This window comes from Streptomyces herbicida, from assembly GCF_032656585.1.
In the GTDB taxonomy this organism is placed as follows: domain Bacteria; phylum Actinomycetota; class Actinomycetes; order Streptomycetales; family Streptomycetaceae; genus Streptomyces; species Streptomyces herbicida.
This window is the reverse complement of record NZ_JAUYWJ010000010.1, coordinates 343,578-362,655: the sequence shown is the minus strand read 5'-3', so window position 1 is coordinate 362,655 and position 19,078 is coordinate 343,578. Positions and strand designations below refer to the sequence as shown.

The window sequence follows — 19,078 nt, the reverse complement described above, 5'->3', positions numbered from 1 at the left end:
CGGCGGGGCTGGCGGAACTCATGCAGGCCGTCAAGCGGCTCGCACCCATGGCCATGCACCCACCGGGACCGAGAGGTCACAACCCTACTCGTGAGGGCTGCAGAAGGGATGGTCCTCTAATGAGCACGGACGCCCCCTCGGACACGGGCACGAGCGACAACGCCCCTACGCGCGGCACCGTCTTCACCGAGACGATGCTCGGCACGCTGCGGCTCGACGACGAGGACCGCACCCGCCGCGTGCGCCTGGACCTGAAGGTCTCGGCGGGCCGTGTCATGCGGCTGACGGGGACGACCGAGGCCCGCGCCACCGGCCGCGTACGGATCGCCGGCTGGGCCGACGACGCGGGCGCCGAGGGTGAGTTGGAGATCTCACCGCTGGCACGGCGCCGTATCCGCTACCGCATCGCATTCACCGCCGAAGGCCGCCGACTGACACTCGACGGCTGGAAGTCCGTGACGCCGCGCAGGCCCGTGGCCTCGATGACCGTATTGCCGTACACGCTGTACGAGGACGGCGCGCGCGTCGGCACCGGGACGCTCCGTTTTCCCTTGGCCACGCAGCTGGTTCCGTTCCTCGCGAGTTTCCGCTTCCCACGGCGGGAGGACCACGGCGCGCTCCTGACGCCCCGCTGGAAGGGCGAGCCCGGCCGTACCGAGGTCTGGTACACGACCGTCACCGACCCCTCGACCGGCAGCGGGCTCTGGCTCCATCACGAGCTCACCGCGCCCGCCGACGGGTCCGAGCCGTACGCGCACGGCTGGGCCGCGGTGTTCCCCAAGGACGGACCCGTGCGGCACGCCCGCTTCGGCCCCGCCCGGTGGACCGCCCACGATGCCGGATTCAGCGCCGACGGGGTCACGGCGACACCCGGACGTCTGACCGGCTCGGCCGAGGACGGCGCCCTGAGCTGGGACCTCACCGAACACCCCGTGGACGAGCCGCTGTTCACCTTCCCTCAATGGTCCTGGCGCCGGCAGCTGCTGCCCGCCGCCCAGATCCTCCCCGCCGCCCGGGCCTCCTACGACGGAACGTTCACCCATGACGACACGACTCTGAAGCTGTCCTCGGCCCCGGGCGCCTCCGCTCGAATCTACGGTCATGGCAATGCCCGCCACTGGGCCTGGCTGCACGCGGACCTCGGTGACGGGGACGTCCTGGAGATCGTCGCCGCCGTCTCCATGCGCCCCGGCCTGCGCAGGCTTCCGCCCTTGGTCTTCCTCCGCCTGCGCCGAGGCGACCGCACCTGGCCGCGCCGCCCGGAGCGCCCCGCGCTCGGCTGGGCGGGCCTGGGACGTTTCCGTACCGCCATAGGCCTGCCCACCTGGACGACCACCGGCCGCGCCGGCCTGCGCCGGATCCGCGTCGACGTCACCCAGCCCGCGGACCGCACCCTCACCTTGGACTACACCGACCCGGACGGCACCCACGCGATCTGCCGCAACAGCGAGCGCGCCGACGCACACGTCCTGCTGGAGCGGTGGTGGCCCGGCGGCTGGCGCACCGAGGCCGAGTGGACGCTCGACGGCACGGCCCACGCGGAGGTGGGCACCCGATGAGCCTCGACGGCCTGGTGGCCGCCCTGATCGCCGACGAAGGCACCACGGACTGGACCGCACGCGTCCCCGCGAGGCTGGAGACGGTCCTCGCCTCGATGCCGCTGCCTGCCCGGACCGGACTACGGGCAGCTGTGCACGGCCTGGACGTCTACGCGCTGGCACGGACCGGACGCGCACTGGCCGGGCTCACGCCTCATGAGCGCGAGTCCGTACTCCGGGGACTCGACGCACGGCCCTCGCTCCGCCCGCTCCTGGATGTGCTCAAGGTGCCCGTCCTCCTCGCGGCCGGGACCGAGAGAATGCTCCACGGCGCCCGGCTCACCGCCCCCGGTCTCACCCGCCAGGACCCCCCGCTGGACTGCACGTCCGCATACGCATGGCCCACGCGTTCCACTGCCGACGCCGTCGTCGTCGGTTCGGGCGCGGGCGGAGCCATGGCCGCGCGAACCCTGGCCCGGGCCGGGCTCGACGTCGTCGTCCTGGAAGAGGGAGAGCACTACTCCACCGAATGGTTCGGACGGCGCACGCCCCTGGAGCGGTTCACGGAACTCTACCGGGACGGCGGAGCGACCATCGCTGTCGGCCGCCCTCCGCTGCTGCTGCCGGTCGGCCGGGCCGTCGGCGGTACGACGGTCGTCAACTCCGGTACCTGCTACCGCACTCCGGACCATGTCCTCGCCCGCTGGAGCAAGGACTACGGCTTCGCCCTCGCCGACGACTTCGGCGGCCATCTCGACGAGGTCGAGCGTTCCCTGCGCGTGGCCACTCAACCCGTCGACGTCCTCGGCAACAACGGCCGCATCGCACTCACCGGGGCGCACACACTCGGCTGGCGTGCCGCGCCCCTGCGCCGCAACGCGTCCGGGTGCAAGGGGTCTTGCCAGTGTGTCGTTGGCTGTCCGACCGGCGCCAAGCAGAGCGTGCAGTTGTCCGTGCTGCCCGACGCCTGCACCGCCGGTGCCCGTATCGTCACCGGAGCGCGGGTGGAACGCATCCTCGTCGACCGGGATCGGCCCGGGGGGCCGCGTGCGGCAGGCGTGCGCGTACGCCGTGACGACGGCGCATTCGAGGTCCTCGCCCCCTTGGTCGTCGTCGCTGCCGGCGCGCTGCAGTCGCCGCCCCTCCTGCGCCGTTCGGGTCTCGGCGGACACCCCCGACTCGGCCGCAACCTCAGTGTGCACCCGGCCACGAGCGTCGCCGGGCGCTTCGCAGAGCCGGTCACCGCCTGGGAGGGGGTGCTGCAGAGCGTCGGCGTGGAGGAGCATCACGGCGCGGGGGTCCTCATCGAGGCCACCGCGACCCCGCCCGGCATGGGCTCGTTCGTGTTGCCCGGGCTGGGCGCCGAGCTGCGCCGCGAACTGGAGAGCGCCGATCGGCTCGCCACCCTCGGCGCGATGATCGCCGACCGGCCTTCAGGCCGCGTCCTCGGGCGCGACCGCACTCTGCTCCGCTACGACCTCGACCGCCGCGACGCCGGCCGTCTGCTGCGGGCGGTACGCGCCATGGGCGAGCTCTTGTTCGCGGCGGGCGCCGAGGAGGTACTCACCGGCATCCCCAGGACACCGCGGGTACGCACCCTCACGGAACTGGACACCGTCCTCGCCGACACGAGCGCACGCCGGCTCCATCTCTCGGCCTACCACCCCACCGGCACGGTGGCCGCGGGCGCGGACCCCCAGCGCTTCCCGGCGGACTCGACCGGGCAACTACGAGGCGTCCTGGGGGTGTTGATCGCGGACGCGGCCGTACTCCCCGGCTGCCCCGAGGTGAACCCACAACTCAGCATCATGGCGGCAGCCCTGGCGATCACGGAGGCACATCTGGAAGGGGGGCGGGCGGACTCACAGCGACGAGGCAACTGACTGGGTCACCGGCGTGCCGCTTCCGCGAAGCAATGGGTGGCGGTCTCGTTCGGGTCCGCCCCGTCGGCGAACCACGGGGCTCCGAACCGGGCCAGGCAGTGCCAGACCTTCTTGAGCGCCTGCGCATCGTGACGAGGCGGGCGTCCGTCGGCCTCAGCCAGGCCAACGAGGGCGCAGTTGTCCGCGCCACCGAAGGCCGAGGGTTCCGCCGACCGATGGGTTCCGGTGGTTCAAAGCGCCATAGACAGGCCGTTCGTGTGCGGCGGCATGATCGTATGCGCCGCCGAGGATGCGGCTCTCCCAGCGCCATCGGCCCCCGCCCCAGGAGCTGGGAGTGCCATCCCGTGAACCGCCAAGATCCGAAAGAGAGGACCTAGTCGAAGAGGTCGAGTTCGTGGAACTCCAGTCCGTCCGGGCCGAGTCCGGTGTTCTCCGCGTGCTCGGCCATCCGCGCGGCGTACTCGGGATCCGCGGCGAGCGAGGTGTACGTGTCGAAGTCCAGGTCCAGGACTTCGGCGAGGTCCGCGAGGTACACGTCGAGACCGGGGTACATCACGGCCACGTACGGCAGGTCGTCGATATCGGTCACCAGCACCGGGTACTCGCCCGTGGAGTCCGGCGATCCCAGGTAGAGCAGGCGGCGCGAGTCGCTGCCGCCGACAAGCGGCAGGCACACGGCGGGCAGCAGTTTCTCGAAGTCGCCGAACATCGCGGCCATGCCGCCGCAGGAGCCGTACATCCACTCCGCCGTCGCCCCCAGCCCCCGGTCGCCGAGGACGGGCTCGGCCGGATCCTCGTACCAGCCGACGTCGGCGAGCCAGGAGCCGTCGAAGGCCAGCCAGCGGCGCAGGCTGGGCGGCAGCGGCCGGCCGCCGGGCAGCCTCAGCCGGTCGAGCACCTCGGGCGCCAGCGGCACCGGTTCATCGAGGTCCGGGGCGTCGCAGGTGGGCCAGCCCTGTTCCCGGACCCGTTCGATCACCCGGTCGATCAGCGCGGCGCCGTGCATGTCCTTGTTCATGCGGTGCACTGTGCCACGGGCCACCGACAACGCAGGACCCAGGCCGTCTCTTCCGGATCTTGCCTGACCCGCGCCGCCCGGCACCGCACCTCGCCGCGTCGGCGGAGCACCAAGTACGTCCAGTACGCAGGCGCCCCGCCAACACGCCGACGCTTCCCTTCGGCCCTGCGGGCCTGGAGACAAATGTCACCGGACGACGCGGGCTCAACCGGCAAGATCCGATAGCGACGACCTAGTCGCGGCAGCCCGGGCACAGGCCCCAGAACGTCACCGCGGCCTCTTGTGTGTCGTACCCCACCGGCAACTGCGGGTCCATGCACGGGGCAGCGCCTTTGGCGCACTCCACGTCGCGGATGCGGCCGCAACGGCGGCACACGAAGTGGTGGTGATTGTCGTGGCGTTCGGTCTCGTAACGCGCGGGGTGACCGGCGATCTGAGTGCAGCGGACCAGGCCGGCGTCCGTGAGGGCGCGCAGCACGTTGTAGGTGGCCTGCACGGACAGTCGGCCCGTGACCCGCTGGGCGCGCTTGCGCAGGGTGTCCGCGTCGAGGTGGCCGGACGACTCGTGGACGGCCATCAGCATCGCCATGCGCGGAGCGGTCACCCGCATCCCCGCCGACCGCAATCGTGCCGCGGCCAGCGCCATCGGTTCCTCCGCCTCCGCCGCGGCCGTCATGTCACCCCGCCCTTCCGGTCCCTGCCGCCTGCGGGTACTCCGGGGCGTCACCGCAGCCCACCCGAGGTGGGTCCACGTCCGCGGAGAGCTCGAACCACACGCTCTTGCCCACGGGCCCCGGCTCGCAGCCCCAGCGCGCGGCGAGCATGTCCACGAGCGCGAGTCCGCGGCCGCTCTCGTCCTCGACGTCGGAGTCGGTCGGGCGGGGAAGCTCGGAAGAGCCGTCGGTGACCACGCAGCGCACCGCGGACACGCGCTCGAGAGTGAGGCTCAGCGGGCCGACGGCATGGCGGAGCGCATTGCACACCAGCTCGCTGACGAGCAGTTCGGTGGTCGGGACGAGTCCGGCGAGGTCCCATCGAGGGAGCACCTCACGTATGGCCGCCCGCGCCCGTGCGCAGGCCGTCGGAGACCAGGGCAGCGCCCACGGTCCGGCCACGAACGATTCCACCCCCGTCGCCGCCAGGGGGTCGGGGGAAGCTACGCGGTACATGAGGAGCGCCTTCGAGAAACGGATGTAATCACGGCCTAAAACGTATCTCTTTTCTGGAATCGGTCAAGAGTATGGATAACATCATTAATCCCGATCTGTTCCAGCAATATGAATCAACGCAGATTCGCTGGAAACGGGCACGTCCGGGCATCAACAAGGCATCGAGCAACAGGCACACTGACGTCGCAGGGAGGCTCCCGGCTAAGCCGCCTGCCCGCCCCGCGCCGCGTCGGCCACGGCCATGGCAGCTCGGACAAGTGCTGCCGTGGCCGTCGAGCGGGACTGCTGGGGCCAGGCGATGGCAAGGACCGCGGGCGGGGCATCGGGGACGGGACGGTAGACGACGCCCGGACGCGGATAGCGCGCGGCGACGGAGGCGGGCAGCAGGGGGGTGGATGCTCCGCCCAGTCCCACGAGCGTGAGCAGCTGGGCGAGGTCGCGGCTCTCACTGCGGATCTCGTCGAGGTACCGGTGCACATCGCCGGGGCGCAGGCCGAGGTCGGCGAGTGACAGGTGGTCACGGGCGGCGAGTGGGTGGGTGGCGGCGAAGGCCGCGACGCGCGGTTCGGCCGTCAGGGTCTCGGTGTCGAGGCCGGTGCGGTCGAAGGGCTCATGGACCAGGGCCGCGTCGGCTTCCCCCAGGCGCAGCAGTCGCGGCAGTTCGTGCCAGCCGCACAGCCGGACAGCGACCGGCACGGCCTGCGGCTCGGACCGGTAGCGGGCCAGCATCGGCTCCAGCAGTCCCGCGTCACCGTCGGCCTTGACGGCCAGGACCAGCTTCGGTTCCGGGGCGGCCGCGCGCTGGGCCCGCCGACAGGCCGCCTGCAGGGCATCAAGGGCGATCCTCGCCTCGGCGAGAAGCACCGTTCCGGCCGGAGTCAGCGTCACGCTGTGGGTGGTCCGCTCGAAAAGGGTAACGCCCAACTCCTTCTCCAGCCGACGGATCGCGCGGGAGAGGGGCGGCGGGGAGATGCCGAGCCGTTCGGCGGCGCGGGTGAAGTTGAGTTCCTCGGCGACGGCGACGAAATAGCGCAAGGGGCCGGATTCCATGCGCTCCCCCTCTGTTCGCTTCGCCCGGTATTGCTCTGAGGGTAACAAGCAGGAGCCGATCGATCCTTCAGTTCGAGCGCCGAACGCAGCAGGCTCGACGACATCGAGCGAGCATCCCTGTGACTCCCTTGAGCGCCTTGAGCGCCTTGAATTCCTTGAACCCCTCTTGGAGTTGTTCATGATCGTCGTCACAACCCCCACCGGCCAGATCGGACGGCAGGTCCTCGACCGCCTCCTCGACGCCCCTGGCGGCACGGCGGGGATCCGGGTGATCGCACGCGACCCCGCGCGGCTGTCCGCTCGGGTGCGCGAACGCGTCGAGGTCGTACAGGGATCGCATTCCGATCCGGCCGTCCTGAAGGCGGCATGCGCGGACGCCGACCGTCTGTTCTGGCTGGTTCCGCCGACGCCGTCGGCGGACAGCGTCGAGGGCCACTTCCGGCAGTTCACCGAGCCACTGCGCGAGGTGATCGGGCGGCAGGGCGTCGAGCGGGTCGTCAGTGTCTCGACCCTGGGCCGCGGCGTGGCGAAGAACGCCGGGCAGATATCGGCGTCGCTCGCCATGGACGATGCGATCACCGCCACGGGTGTGCACTACCGGGCACTGTGCGCGCCGTTCCTGATGGAGAACCTGCTGGGCCAGGCGGAGTCGATCCGGGACGCGGGTGTCTTCTTCCTGGCGCTGGCGGAGGACCGCGTGCTGCGGACCTGCGCCACCCGCGACGTAGCCGCCACGGCAGCCCGGCTGCTGCTCGACGGCTCCTGGACCGGGCAGGACGACGTCCCCCTGGTCGGACCCGACGACCTGTCCCCCGAGGGCATGGCGCGTGTCGTCTCCGAGGTGCTGGACCGCCCGGTACGCCTCCAGCCCACCACCAGCGCGGACTACCGGGCGACGTCGCTGCGCCTCGGGGCGAGCGAGGCCTGGGCCCAGGGCCTGGCCGACATGACCGATGCCCTGAACGACCAGGGCTTCTACGGCGCCGTCGAGCCGACCACTCCCGAGCACGCGCCCACCGGTTTCCGCCAGTGGTGCGAGGCCGTACTCAGGCCTGCCGTCCTGGCGTAGGCCCTGTAGAGGCACGGCGCCCAGCCGGCGGGCCGGCGCCCGGCCAGGTGGGTCACGCCGCCGGGCAACCGCTCCCGGAACGGCTGCCCGTGCCCAGGGAAGCCTGGCGCGCTATCGAGAAGTTCAGGGCCAGGCCGTCGTCCCCGGCGTGTGCCGACGTCAGGGCGACGCCCCGGGGCAGTCCGGTGACCGCGACGGTGCGTGGCTTCAGCTCTTCCTTCAGGCGGGCGGCGGCAGGCAGGGCGGTCAGATCGGCGACCGGGACGCTGCGCCCGAGGACCGTCACGGTCGTCGGGGTGATGGTGACCGCGTTCGCCCGTGTCGACAGCTTCGCCACGACGGTGACGGGCAGGCCCAGGCTGCCGACGCTTCCACTGAGGGTGAGGTCGCCGTCCCGGCCGCCCGGTGTCAGCCCGTCACCCAGCGAGCCCATGTGCCGGCCGAGCTGGTCGTAGCCGATGGTGGCGTTGGCGGTGCCGCCATCGTTGGCGCCGTCGGTCGTCACGCCCTTCAGGGAGACGTCGACGTTCATCACGACATTCTGGCGCCGGACCCCTTCGGCACGGACGTCGACGTCACCGACGTCGCCGCCGAGGGCGCGAAGCCCGGCAAGGGGCGTCGTGAGGTCGGCGTGCACCGGCCCCCGCGGCTTCAGACGGCAGGATGCCACCTCGGCGACCCGCTGTTCGGCCCGGCGCTCGACCACTAGATCGGTGGCGCAGACGGCGACGGCGAGGGCCGCGGCGCCCGCGACGGCGGTGATGGTCTTCCTACGACGATTCAAGGTCACGTACTCCGGATCGGTCGGGTCGGGACGGCGGTCGGGCAATGACGCGACGACAGCCGCAAGGTCAGGCGTGCAGGCGCGGGAGCACGCGGTCGAGGCGGCGGGGCATCCACCAATTGGCCCGTCCCATCAGGAACATGGCGGACGGCACCAGGATCAGGCGGACCACGGTGGCATCGAGGATGACGCTGATCGCCAGCCCCAGGGCGAGCATCTTCACCACCACGGTCGGCGAGGTGGTGAAGGACAGGAACACGGCCGTCATGATGAAGGCCGCGCTGGAGATCACGCGCGCCGTCGCGGACAGCCCCTCGCCTACCGCGAGCCGGTTGTTCGCCGTGCGCTGCCAGGTCTCGGCGATCCGGGAGAGCAGGAAGATCTCGTAGTCCATGGAGAGCCCGAAGACGATCGCGAACATCATCATCGGTACGTACGACTCGATGGGCACCGACTCGGACAGGCCCAGCAGGGAGGCGCCCCAGCCCCACTGGAAGACGGCGACCAGGACGCCGTAGGACGCGGCGGTCGTGAACAGGTTCAGGACGACGGCCTTGAGCGGGATCACCACGCTGCGGAAGACCGCCATGAGCAGAAGGAAGGCGAGGACCAGGACGATGCCGATGACGATGGGCAGCCGCTCGCTGACGGTGCTGCGGAAGTCGGCCTGGCCCGCCACGGTGCCGGTGAGGTAGGCCTGGGCGCCGGTACCGTGGAGGGCGTTCGGCAGCGTCTGTCCGGAGAGGGTCTCGAGCAGGGAGCCGGTGGCGGCGTCCTGCGGACCCGTGGTCGGCGTCAGGGTGGTGACGAGGATCCTGCCGTCGCTGCTCGGCCGGAGGGCGGTGAACGACGCCACTCCCTGCGTGTCCTTCAAGGCCCGTGTGACGTCGTCGGCGATACGGTCGGCCGATGTTCCCGCGTGGCGGAGATCGACGACGGTGACGACCTGGCCGTTCGCACCCGGTCCGAAGCCTCGACCGGGCGCGTGCGCGATCCAGTCGTACGCGGTACGGGTGCTGCTGCCCGGCCGGTCCGCGCCGGCGTCGACATGTCCGAGGCGCATCGACATCAGTGGCGCAGCGCAGACGGTGAGTACGGCGAGGCCGACGGCGAGAAACGTCCAGGGCCGTCGGGCGACCAGTTCCGCGTAGCGGTGCCAGCCGTCGCGTTCGCCCGCGCTCTCCGCTACCGGGCGGCGGCGCAGGCGCACCCGGTCGATGCGCCGGCCGACCAGGCCCAGTGCCGCAGGCACCAGGGTGAGGGCGGCGGCAGCGGTGACGAGCACGGCTACGGTGGCCGCCAGACCGAGCTTGCCGATGAAGCTCAGTCCGCACGCGTAGAGACTGAGCATCGCGACGGCGACGGTCACGGCCGCCACGAGGACGGCACGTCCGCTGGTGCGTGCGGTGCGGGCAGCGGCTTCGACCGGGCCGTGGCCGTCGATGAGGTCCTGTCGGAAACGCGTGGTCAGGAACAGGGCGTAGTCGATGCCCACGCCCAGTCCGATCATGGTGGCCAGTGTGGTGGCGGACGTCGCGAAGGACATGGTGGCGGCGACGATGCCGACGATGCCCAGACCCACACCGACGCTGATCAGCGCGGTCACGAGGGGCAGCAGGGCGGCGAGGACGCTGCCGAAGGCGAGCAGCAGGATCGCGAGGGCGGTGACCATGCCGACGATCTCGCTGAGCTTGTCGTTGGCGGGGGTGCGGACGACCTGTTCGAGGTCGCCGCCGTATGCGACACCGAGGCCCGCCGCCCGGGCCGGCTCGGTGGCGGTGTCCAGTTGGGCGGTGTAGGCGTGGCCGAGGTCCTTCAACTGCTGGTCGAAGGAGACAGTGGTGTAGGTGGTGCGCCCGTCGCTGCTGGTCACCGGCGTGGAGACCGCAGTGACGTGCGGGAGGTCGCGCAGGTCTGCCAGCGTCCGGTCCAGTGCGGGCTGCTGCCCGGCCACGGTGCCGGAGTCGGCGTGGAAGACCACCTTGCCGTTGGGCCGGCCGGCTCCGGGCATCGAGGTGGCGAGCAGGCCGGCTCCGGTGTGGGAGGCGGTGCCGGGCAGGCTGACCTGGTCGCTGAAGGTGGGTGAGGCGAGGTGGCGTCCGGCGAGGGCGGCGGCCAGGACGAGCAGCCAAAGGGCGATCACCGTCACCGGGCGCCGGGCGCAGAGAGCCCCGAGGCGACCGAGCCCGGAACGGGCAGCGGGAACCGCGGTGGTCTGCCGGTTCCGGTCGGTGTCCGGTTCAGCCGCTTCCAGGGACGGTTGCTGGGGTCGGGGCACGGTGATCTCCCAAAGAAAGTGTCACGAGTGACACGAACTCTAGAGACAAAGTGGCACGGATGACAATTGGCATCAAGGACACATCTGCGTCGGCCACCCGGCACGCGCTCCACCGGGCCGTTCATGACATGAGTGTCAATTGACAGCCGGGACACCATGTCGGAGGCTTCCTGACATGCCGAGTGAGATCGCCCCCGCGGGACTGCGCGAACGCAAGAAGGAGGAGACGCGGCGCCTGCTGCTCGAAGGCGGTGCGCGCCTGTTCAAGGAGCGCGGCTTCGAAGCCACCACCGTCGCCGACATTGCCGCATACGCGAACGTCTCCGTGCGGACGTTCTTCCGCTACTTCGACAGCAAGGAAGCGCTGCTGCTGCCGGACGGCGTCGAACTGTTCGCCTACGTCGAGAACGCCTTGGCCGAGCGGCCCGCCGACGAGGATCCACTGGACGCGGTGTGCAACGCCCTGCTGGCGGCCGCGAAGCCGTTCGCCGCGTCCACGCTGACCGCCCTCAGCCACCCGCTGGAGGACATCGAGAACGTCGTCACGGCACGGCTCGTACAGGCTTTCTCGGACTTCGAAGAGCGCCTGACCGCTCTGGTGCTGCGCCGCCTGCCGCCGGACACGCCCGACGCCGACCTCAGGGCAGCCGTGATCGCCTGCGGGGCCCTGTCGGCGGTGCGGGCGGTGCTGCGGACCCGCCGGGCACGCCGCGCGTCGGGCATCGAGGACTCGGGCCCGGCACCACTGCTGCGCGCCCTCGACATCCTGCGCGAGATGGGCACCCCAGAGCGAACCGCTCGACCCTAGGTCGCGCCGCGAACGGTCGGTCCACGCACGGTAGTTGGCGTCATTCGGACGATTCCTATACTGACCGAATGATCACCGTTCCGCTCAGTGCGCTCGAAGTAGCCATGGTCCAAGCGGGTTCCCGAGCCATGGACACATTACGAGACACCACCGCGTTCGCCCGACGTCTGGAAGACCTCGGTTACCAGCGGATCTGGTACGCCGAGCATCATCATTCCCCGGCCATCGGAGCCTTCCCGCCCGTCGTCCTGACCGCCCACGCGGCCGCGTCGACGTCATCCATACGGCTTGGATCCGGAGGCGTTCTCGCTCCGAACCACGCCCCCATCACGGTCGCGGAGCAGTTCGGCACGCTGGCCGCACTGCACATGAGCCGGATCGACCTGGGCATCGGCCGCGGTCCGGGCACCTTCGACGAGTCGACGGCGCGGGCGCTGCGGCGGGGTGCCGGTCCCGCCACGGACGACGAGTACCGTGACGATGTGTCAGCCATTCTGCGCTTCCTGGTGGACGAGGTCGCGCTGGAACCGCTCCCGGAGCCATGGCTGCTGGCCTCGAGCACGGCCGGAGCCGCGCTCGCCGCGGAACTCGGACTGCCGATCGCCCTCGCCCATCACATTCGTCCGGAGAACACCCTCGCTGCGCTCCAGCACTACCGCGAGCACTTCTCCCCCTCCCGCTGGTGCGAGCACCCTCGCGTGCTGATCTGCGTCGAGACCGTGTGCGCCGAGACGGAGAAGGAGGCGGCCTGGCTCGCCGGCCCGATGGATGTCGTCAAGGCCGGACTCCTCAAGGGACAGGGCGACATCCCCTTCCCGACGCCCGAAGAGGCGGCCACCCACACGTTCACCGCAGAAGAGGCCCAAGGCCTGGCGCACTTCCGTGCTCATCAGGCACACGGCTCGCCCGAGACCGTTGCGAAGCGCCTGACGGACCTGCTGGACCTGACCCGGGCGGACGAACTCATGCTGGTGACGCCCATCCATGCCTTGGCCGACCGCTTGAAGTCCTACGAACTGGTCAAGCGGCACCTCACGATGCCGGCGGCGTCGTAGCGGCGCCGTCCTCCTGACGCCATCGCCACCGCCAGATCGCGTCGGCGCGGTGGGCGTGCTCGAAGCCGGGGCCGAGCGGCCCGAGCCGCTCGATCGCCCCGGCGATGCGCGGATCGTCGCGCAGGGCGAGGCCGTAGGCGGCCTCCAGGCGCACGAATTGGCTGTCCTCGTGGCTCAATGCCGCCAAGGCATCGGCGACGGCCGGCGCACCGTCCCGTGAGGCGGGACCGGGCAGGCCCCTCCTGCGCCACAGTTCCTCGGCCGCGCACGACTCGCACCGGCCACGTGCCAACGCGAGGAGTCGTTCACGGCCGGCCTCCGGAAGGCGCCGTCCGGCAGCAGCCGGTCCGGGCTCCCCAACCCCACCGGCGAACCGCAGGCAGAGGGGCGCCCCGGGTCGACGAGAGGCGCCCGGGGCGGGTACTGCTGCCGGCCGAGACGGGCACCGGCGGTCGAAGGCCCGTACTCCCGGTTATCCGAACTGGCCGGGCTGGTAGTCGCCGGCGGGCTGCTGGACGATGACGTTCACCCGGTTGTAGGCGTTGATGACGGCGATCAGGGCCACCAGGGCGGCGAGCTGGTCCTCGTCGTAGTGCTTGGCGGCATTTGCCCAGGCCTCGGCCGTGACGCCACCGGCCGCGTCGGCGATGCGGGTGCCCTGCTCCGTCAGCTCCAGGGCAGCACGCTCCGGCTCGGTGAACACCTTCGCCTCGCGCCAGGCGGCGATCAGGTTGAGGCGCGTCGAGGTCTCCCCGGCGTGGGCGGCGTCCTTGGTGTGCATGTCGGTGCAGAAGCCGCAGCCGTTGATCTGGCTGGCGCGGATCTTCACCAGCTCCCGAGTCGCGGCCGGCAGTGTGGAGTCGTCGACGACCTTTCCGGCCGAGTTGATGTACCTGAGGAACTTGCCCGCGACCGGGTTGCCGAACATGTTCAGGCGAGCGTCCATCGTGATCTCCTATGCCGTTGCTGGTGGGTACACCTCCTTGACGGAGCTACTCGTCACGATGTGACAGGAGCGTCGGTGACGTGCGTCTCCTCCGGGACGATCGGGAGGAAGCCGAGGGGAAGCCGAAGCGACCGGGCGGACAAAGCCAGTTCAGTGTGCCGATCGCTTGCCCATGTGAGTGAGCGTCAACTCACCCGGATCTTCAGGTCGGGACTCGGGATGACCCCCGGCCGCCCACCTCGAATCGGCTCGCCTCGAAGTCGCCCGGAACCGGCTCGAGACCACGCACGACACCCTTGAACGCGTCGCCTCCAGCAGCGGCTTCACCGAACTCGACACCCTCATCCGTGCGTTCCGCCGGATGGGGGCACGCTGCGGCTGGTAGGCGGATCAGGGCTTGGTGTGGCGGTGTGTCTCGGACGCCGCACCCGGCAGGTGTGGCCTCATGGTCGAGCGGTCCCGGCATGGGGCCCGTTGCATCGTCCGACGTTCGTGGCACGCCGTAGACGAGTGCCGCGGCCATCGCTGAGGAGTCGTGATCATGAGACTGCCCCTGGAGCGCGTGGTACATCGACAGCGCGGTGCCGGAGGTGGGCGGCGAAGTGCCAGGCACGTCGGCCTCCTGCTCGCCACGCCGATGCTGTCGGCGGCGGCGCTGGTGGTACCCACTGCCATGCCCGCCGCGGCGGTGCCACCCACCGTCACCTGTGCGACCGCCACACCTACGATCAACGGCACCAATGACAGCGAAGTTCTGATCGGCACCCCCGGCAACGACGTCATCTTCGCTCTCGGTGGCTCGGACGTGGTCGACGGCCGCGGTGGCAACGACCTCATCTGCGGTGGCGACGGCGACGACGCTCTGATCGGCAACGACGGCGACGACCGCGTCGAGGGCGGCAACGGCAACGACTTCGTCAGCGGTGACAACGGCGATGACGCTCTCTTCGGCGAGGCGGGCGACGACATCCTGGCCGGCGGCCCCGGCACCAACACCAACGACGGCGGCACCGGCAACAACCTCTGTGTCAGCCCCGCCGTCGGAAACGGGTGCAGCTGACCCGTTGACTCCGGTAGCTCGTCGGCGAGTTGGCCGGTCCGCTTCCTCCAAGGCGTTCAATGCACGTCGGCCTGCGCCGGACGGTCGTCGAGGAAGCCCCCCGACTGGTGCTGCCACAGCTTCGCGTAGGTGCCGTCCGTCGCGAGCAGTTCCTGGTGCGTGCCCTGCTCGACGATCCGTCCGCGGTCCAGGACGATCAGTCGGTCCATGGTGGCGACCGTACTCAGGCGGTGCGCCACCACGAGCGCCGTCCGCCCGTCCATGAGCCGCCACAGCGCCTCCTGGATCAGGATCTCGCTCTCGGAGTCCAGCGCGCTGGTCGCCTCGTCGAGCAGCAGGATCGGCGCGTCCCGCAGGATCGCCCTGGCAAGGGCCACCCGTTGGCGCTGCCCGCCGGACAGTTTGACGCCGCGCTCCCCCACCATGGTCTCGAAGCCGTCGGGGAGCGCATCGGCGAACTCCGTGACGTGTGCCGCCTCCGCCGCGCTTCGGATCTCTGCGTCGGTGGCGTCCGGCCGGGCGAACGCGATGTTGTCCCGCAGGGTCCGGTGGAACATCGCCGGATCCTGCGGCACATAGGCGATCAGACTGCGCAGGTCGGCCTGACGGAGTCTGCCGATGTCCTGTCCTCCGATCAGGATGCGGCCGCCGTCGATGTCGGTCATCCGCAGCAACAGCCGGGTGAGCGTGGTCTTGCCCCCGCCCGACCGGCCGACGAGCCCGATCTTCGCCCCGCTCGGCACGTCCAGGTCGAGTCCCTCGAAGAGCGGCTTCGCGCCTCCATGGGCGAAGGTCACCTTCTCGAAGCGGACGTCGGCGGCACCGCGCAGCAGCGGCTCCGGCGTCGCCGAGTCGAGCACGGTCGGCGGCTCCAGCAGCAGTTCGGTGAACTGCGCGGCCTCCGTCATCGAGCTCTCCAGCCGACGGTAGATCTGGTTGAACTCGAACATGATGCGTGTCGCGTTGGTGTAGTACGTGAAGGCGACGACGACCGCCTCCACCCCGTGGCTGCCGCCGCCCAGCACGATCGCCAGCAGCAGGCCCAGCGCATTGGTCAGCACGGACATCGGCGCGACCAGGGTGTCGATACGCAGGTTGCCGTAGTCCCATGACCGCAGTGTGAGCCGCCTCGACTCCGCGACACGGGAGCGGTGCTCGGCGGCCTCGCGTTCCTCCGCGGCGAAGGCCCGGACCGTGTCCATGTTCATCAAGCTGTCGGCGACATGGCCCGACACCCGGGCGATCGCCTCCTCGCGCTGGTCGACGAGCCTCTGGCGGCGCCGGATCAGGGGCACGACGCACGCCCCGGTCAGCGCGATCATCACCAGGAGCCCGACGACCAGCATCGGCTCATAACGCCACAGCACCACCGATCCGAACAGCAGTGGCACCAGGCTGCCCACGAGCTGGAACGTCAGAGTGTCGACGAACTCCTCGAAGCGGGAGGCGAAGCTCAGGACCCGCTTGGTCAGCGAGCCGGCGAAGTTGTCGTGGAAGAACGCGGCGTCCTTGGCGAACAGCTCGTCCATACCGATGACGTACAGGTGCTCGATGCCAAGCGCGTCGCAGCGGTTGAGGCAGTGCAGGCCGATGCGCCACAGCATCTCCGCGAGCAGCAGTACGCCGGCGAAGACGAGGACGTAGGTCAGCGTCGCACTCATCGCGATGTCGCTGTCGTCGGCGATTCGGCCGACCAGCTTGGCAACGGCCAAGGGCGCCAGGTAGTTGATCCCGATGTTGCCGAGCGCGGGCAGCAGCATGGCGGGCACCGTCCACCGCCGGAGCCGGGCCAACTCCCGTCCGTAGTAACGCAGCGCGAGCAGCACCGAGCCCCTGCGCGGCGGAGCCTCACGTGATTCGGGCGATCCCATCCCAACCCTGTAGGTGTCGTAGGGAGGCCTGCCACGTGCTGCTTCCGGAAGCTGCCTTTGCCTGGGCAGCCGGGCGGAGCTGTGGTTCGGGGAGTGCCCTCGGTCGGTCGTCCGCCGACTTGTGGGCACAACGACGGCGCCCCCACGCAAGGTGTGGAAACGCCGAAGTGCCAGTACGGGCAGGCCAGGAATCGCAGTGTCCCGCAACGCGGCCCGCACAGTCCAAGCGTTTTCCACGCAGATCGGACACGGCTACCGGCAGCCGACCGCGATCCGTCTCAGTACGTCGGACCTTGCCCGGCCGTCACGGACGTGCCCGGCCCGCCCGCGGTGGGCAGGCCGGGCACCCTCTGCTCAGGAGCTGTAGACGCCGACCTCATGGAGCGAGTAACCCCAGCCGGTCCCGCGTTCCACGCCCTGGATGCGGACGTAGCGAGCAGGCGTGCCGGCGAACGAGGCAGTGTCCAGGCCGCCGTCGCCGGAGGTGGTGGACCAGGCGGTCTGCCAGTGCTCGCCGTCGGTGGAGAGCTCGACGCGGTACGACTTCCCGTACGCGCGCTCCCAGTCGAGCGTGACACGACCGACCCGGTTGGTGGAGCCCAGGTCGATGCGCAGCCACTGGTCGTTGCTCCAGCCGCTGGCCCAGCGGGTGTCCCGGGATCCGTCCACGGCCCGGCTCGGCGCATAGCTCGTGAACGGGTTCCACTCCGTTGAACTGGCCGTGGCCTCGCCGCCCTTGGCCAGGTTGACTCCGGCCTGGTGCCGCTCGGTGGCTCCCCAGGTGTCGAGGTAGGACTCGGCACCGCGGAAGAGGTCCTTCACCACGTCCTGGCCGCCGACGAGCCGGATGTCCTCGATCCAGTCCGGGACGAGGCCGTAGTGCGCGGCTCCGTCGACGTTCAGGTCCCAGGTGCGCTCGCCGGTGGTCTGCCGGTCGATGACGGATCCGCCGTCGACACTGCGGAAGGGGTACTCGACCTTGTTGGGGGCGTTCGCACCGCGGGGTCCCGGCCAGCCGCCGACACCGTTCATGTCCGTGCCGTAGCCGTAGCCGACGTCGTACTTGTCCCGCAGCGCCTTCGTACGGTTCGCCTCGGCCACGAATCCCTCCGAGCCGTGCATGTACTGGGCGATGAATCCGCCGAGACCGTAGACCCGCTCGGTCCAGTTCAGGTCCATCCAGCTGTGCGAGGAGATGACGCCGGGGTACGACTCCGACTCGAAGATGTCCAGCGCGCGGCCGACGGCCTTGACGCTCATGTGGTCTATCTCCAGCATCATCTTGCGTTTCATCATGCCGCGCACGGCGTACTCACCGAGATCGGTGAGACCGCGGACGTTGCACTGCGCGTCCGAGGCGTACGAGGGGACACTCACGCCCGCCGGTAGTTTCGCCTCGGCCCCGGGTGCCGCGGCCGAGCCGATGGGGTTGTCGTGCTGGGGGCCCGTGCACTTCTCGGTCTTCCAGAAGGTGCCGGTGGACAGGAACTGCCCGACGTTGATGGCCGTTCCGAGGCTGCCGGAGTCGAAGCGCACACCGCACAGCGCGTTGTCGAACTTGTGGCACAGGAACATGCTCCGCACGCCCAGCGAGTACAGCTCGTCCAGGCCGGCGTCGATGTCCGCCTTGCTGCACTGCGCGATGTCCAGGATCTGCTTGCAGCCGAAGGGTTCGGAGGTCTCCACTCCCAGGATGACCGCCAGCTTGCCCTGTTTGATGACGTCGCGGGCCTGCGCGCTGTCGGTGACGATCCTGAACCAGCCCCTTCCCGGGCCGCCGTACATCTTGTCGATGTAGGCCTGCAGGTCGTAGGTCATCCTCGCCTGCAGTCGGATCGACGTCATCTCGTCGCAGCTGCGGTCCTTGAAGAAGTAGACCGAGCAGATGACACCGTTGGTGACGAGGTCGTTGACGAGCACCCGCTGGCCGCCGCGCCAGGCCCGTTCCACCCAGGCGTAGTAGTTCTGCTGGTGGGTCAGCGAGTCATGGGCCGGCCAGTCCTTGAACGTGGGCCAGCCGACCGGGTCGTGTCTGCCGTCCCCGCCCTTGGTGATGAAGTCGAAGATCGCGAGCGAGCCGTCCGGGTAGTGCTCGGGACAGTCCTTGAGCGCGTCGGCGACCCCGGCCTCGGAGAACGTCTTGCCGCAGATGAGCCGCCCGCCGAAAGCCTCGTTGGCGAAGAGGTGATCGTGGGCGTCGACGAACCCGCGTACCTCGCCCTTGGCGTTGGTGCCGGTGAACGGCTCGCCGGTGACATTGATCTGGGAGTCCGGCGTGGGTCGTGCGGTCGGAACCCACCAGTCGTTGCCGGCCGCCGAACTCGGGGTGGGGCCGAGGACTGCGGCCAGTACGAGGAGGAGCAGCGAGACAACGGCGACGTCTTTGCGTCTGCGGTACGGGCGTCCGGTCACGGTCACACACCACGTCCCTCGGTCGGGGGAAGCGCGGCCGACGAGCCGGGCCGTGGCCAGCAGACCCACCCGACTTGACATGACCCGCGCAAGATATGCCGACGAGGATCGCCACTGTTGCACGCGGAGTCAATAGC

16 protein-coding genes and 2 pseudogenes are annotated in these 19,078 nt (G+C 70.2%); 7 read left to right on the top strand and 11 right to left on the bottom strand.

Features of this window, described 5'->3' with window-relative positions; all coding sequences use genetic code 11:
• Nucleotides 1-119: 119 nt before the first annotated feature.
• Entirely contained in the window at nt 120-1,559 is a 1,440-nt protein-coding gene (locus Q8A52_RS22925; protein WP_316754607.1) for a hypothetical protein, read from the top strand.
• On the top strand, nt 1,556-3,421 hold the full coding sequence (locus tag Q8A52_RS22920; RefSeq protein WP_316754605.1) for a GMC family oxidoreductase: 1,866 nt from the start codon (nt 1,556-1,558) through the stop codon (nt 3,419-3,421). The genes Q8A52_RS22925 and Q8A52_RS22920 overlap by 4 nt, the downstream gene beginning before the upstream one ends.
• Before the next feature lie 204 nt (nt 3,422-3,625).
• Here the strand turns inward: Q8A52_RS22920 and Q8A52_RS22915 are convergent.
• From Q8A52_RS22915 to Q8A52_RS22895, 5 genes and pseudogenes are all read right to left on the bottom strand, one after another.
• Nucleotides 3,626-3,742: pseudogene (locus Q8A52_RS22915) on the bottom strand (DUF3626 domain-containing protein); the annotation flags it as partial.
• 52 nt (nt 3,743-3,794) lie between these two features.
• Nucleotides 3,795-4,439 (bottom strand): hypothetical protein, encoded by a 645-nt coding sequence (locus Q8A52_RS22910; protein ID WP_316754603.1) that lies wholly within the window; start codon nt 4,437-4,439, stop codon nt 3,795-3,797.
• Nucleotides 4,440-4,671: 232 nt separating this feature from the next.
• Nucleotides 4,672-5,115 carry a Fur family transcriptional regulator gene (locus tag Q8A52_RS22905; protein ID WP_316754601.1) on the bottom strand — a complete coding sequence of 148 codons (444 nt, stop codon included), beginning with the start codon at nt 5,113-5,115 and terminating at the stop codon, nt 4,672-4,674.
• Between the two features lies 1 nt (nt 5,116).
• The gene (locus Q8A52_RS22900; RefSeq protein WP_316754599.1) at nt 5,117-5,608 is read right to left on the bottom strand and encodes an ATP-binding protein; all 492 of its coding nucleotides are present in this window, start codon (nt 5,606-5,608) and stop codon (nt 5,117-5,119) included.
• 201 nt (nt 5,609-5,809) lie between these two features.
• Complete coding sequence (locus tag Q8A52_RS22895) at nt 5,810-6,658, bottom strand: LysR family transcriptional regulator (protein WP_316754597.1); 849 nt, start codon at nt 6,656-6,658, stop codon at nt 5,810-5,812.
• Nucleotides 6,659-6,836: 178 nt separating this feature from the next.
• Between Q8A52_RS22895 and Q8A52_RS22890 the strand changes: the two genes are divergently transcribed.
• On the top strand, nt 6,837-7,727 hold the full coding sequence (locus Q8A52_RS22890) for an NAD(P)H-binding protein (RefSeq protein ID WP_316754595.1): 891 nt from the start codon (nt 6,837-6,839) through the stop codon (nt 7,725-7,727).
• 52 nt (nt 7,728-7,779) lie between these two features.
• Here Q8A52_RS22890 and Q8A52_RS22885 read toward each other — a convergent pair whose 3' ends face one another.
• On the bottom strand, nt 7,780-8,511 hold the full coding sequence (locus tag Q8A52_RS22885; RefSeq protein WP_316754593.1) for an LmeA family phospholipid-binding protein: 732 nt from the start codon (nt 8,509-8,511) through the stop codon (nt 7,780-7,782).
• A gap of 67 nt (nt 8,512-8,578) precedes the next feature.
• Nucleotides 8,579-10,789 (bottom strand): MMPL family transporter, encoded by a 2,211-nt coding sequence (locus Q8A52_RS22880; RefSeq protein WP_316754592.1) that lies wholly within the window; start codon nt 10,787-10,789, stop codon nt 8,579-8,581.
• Nucleotides 10,790-10,964: 175 nt separating this feature from the next.
• Here Q8A52_RS22880 and Q8A52_RS22875 point away from each other — a divergent pair, with 175 nt between their 5' ends.
• Both Q8A52_RS22875 and Q8A52_RS22870 read left to right on the top strand, forming a co-directional pair.
• A complete protein-coding gene (locus Q8A52_RS22875) occupies nt 10,965-11,597 on the top strand; it encodes a TetR/AcrR family transcriptional regulator (protein WP_316754590.1) in 633 nt (210 codons plus the stop codon).
• A 68-nt stretch (nt 11,598-11,665) separates the two neighbouring features.
• On the top strand, nt 11,666-12,652 hold the full coding sequence (locus tag Q8A52_RS22870) for an LLM class flavin-dependent oxidoreductase (RefSeq protein ID WP_316754588.1): 987 nt from the start codon (nt 11,666-11,668) through the stop codon (nt 12,650-12,652).
• Here the strand turns inward: Q8A52_RS22870 and Q8A52_RS22865 are convergent.
• Both Q8A52_RS22865 and Q8A52_RS22860 read right to left on the bottom strand, forming a co-directional pair.
• On the bottom strand, nt 12,630-12,944 hold the full coding sequence (locus Q8A52_RS22865) for a hypothetical protein (protein WP_316754586.1): 315 nt from the start codon (nt 12,942-12,944) through the stop codon (nt 12,630-12,632). The two genes, Q8A52_RS22870 and Q8A52_RS22865, sit on opposite strands and share 23 nt — an antisense overlap.
• 180 nt (nt 12,945-13,124) lie before the next feature.
• Complete coding sequence (locus Q8A52_RS22860) at nt 13,125-13,598, bottom strand: carboxymuconolactone decarboxylase family protein (RefSeq protein WP_316754584.1); 474 nt, start codon at nt 13,596-13,598, stop codon at nt 13,125-13,127.
• Between the two features lie 168 nt (nt 13,599-13,766).
• Here Q8A52_RS22860 and Q8A52_RS22855 point away from each other — a divergent pair.
• Both Q8A52_RS22855 and Q8A52_RS22850 read left to right on the top strand, forming a co-directional pair.
• Nucleotides 13,767-13,983 (top strand): annotated as a pseudogene (locus Q8A52_RS22855) (helix-turn-helix domain-containing protein); the annotation flags it as partial.
• A gap of 156 nt (nt 13,984-14,139) precedes the next feature.
• Complete coding sequence (locus tag Q8A52_RS22850) at nt 14,140-14,658, top strand: calcium-binding protein (RefSeq protein WP_316754582.1); 519 nt, start codon at nt 14,140-14,142, stop codon at nt 14,656-14,658.
• Nucleotides 14,659-14,714: 56 nt separating this feature from the next.
• Here Q8A52_RS22850 and Q8A52_RS22845 read toward each other — a convergent pair whose 3' ends face one another.
• Nucleotides 14,715-16,529 (bottom strand): ABC transporter ATP-binding protein, encoded by a 1,815-nt coding sequence (locus Q8A52_RS22845; protein ID WP_316754580.1) that lies wholly within the window; start codon nt 16,527-16,529, stop codon nt 14,715-14,717.
• A gap of 354 nt (nt 16,530-16,883) precedes the next feature.
• A complete protein-coding gene (locus tag Q8A52_RS22840) occupies nt 16,884-18,947 on the bottom strand; it encodes a galactose-binding domain-containing protein (protein WP_316754578.1) in 2,064 nt (687 codons plus the stop codon).
• Nucleotides 18,948-19,078: the final 131 nt, after the last annotated feature.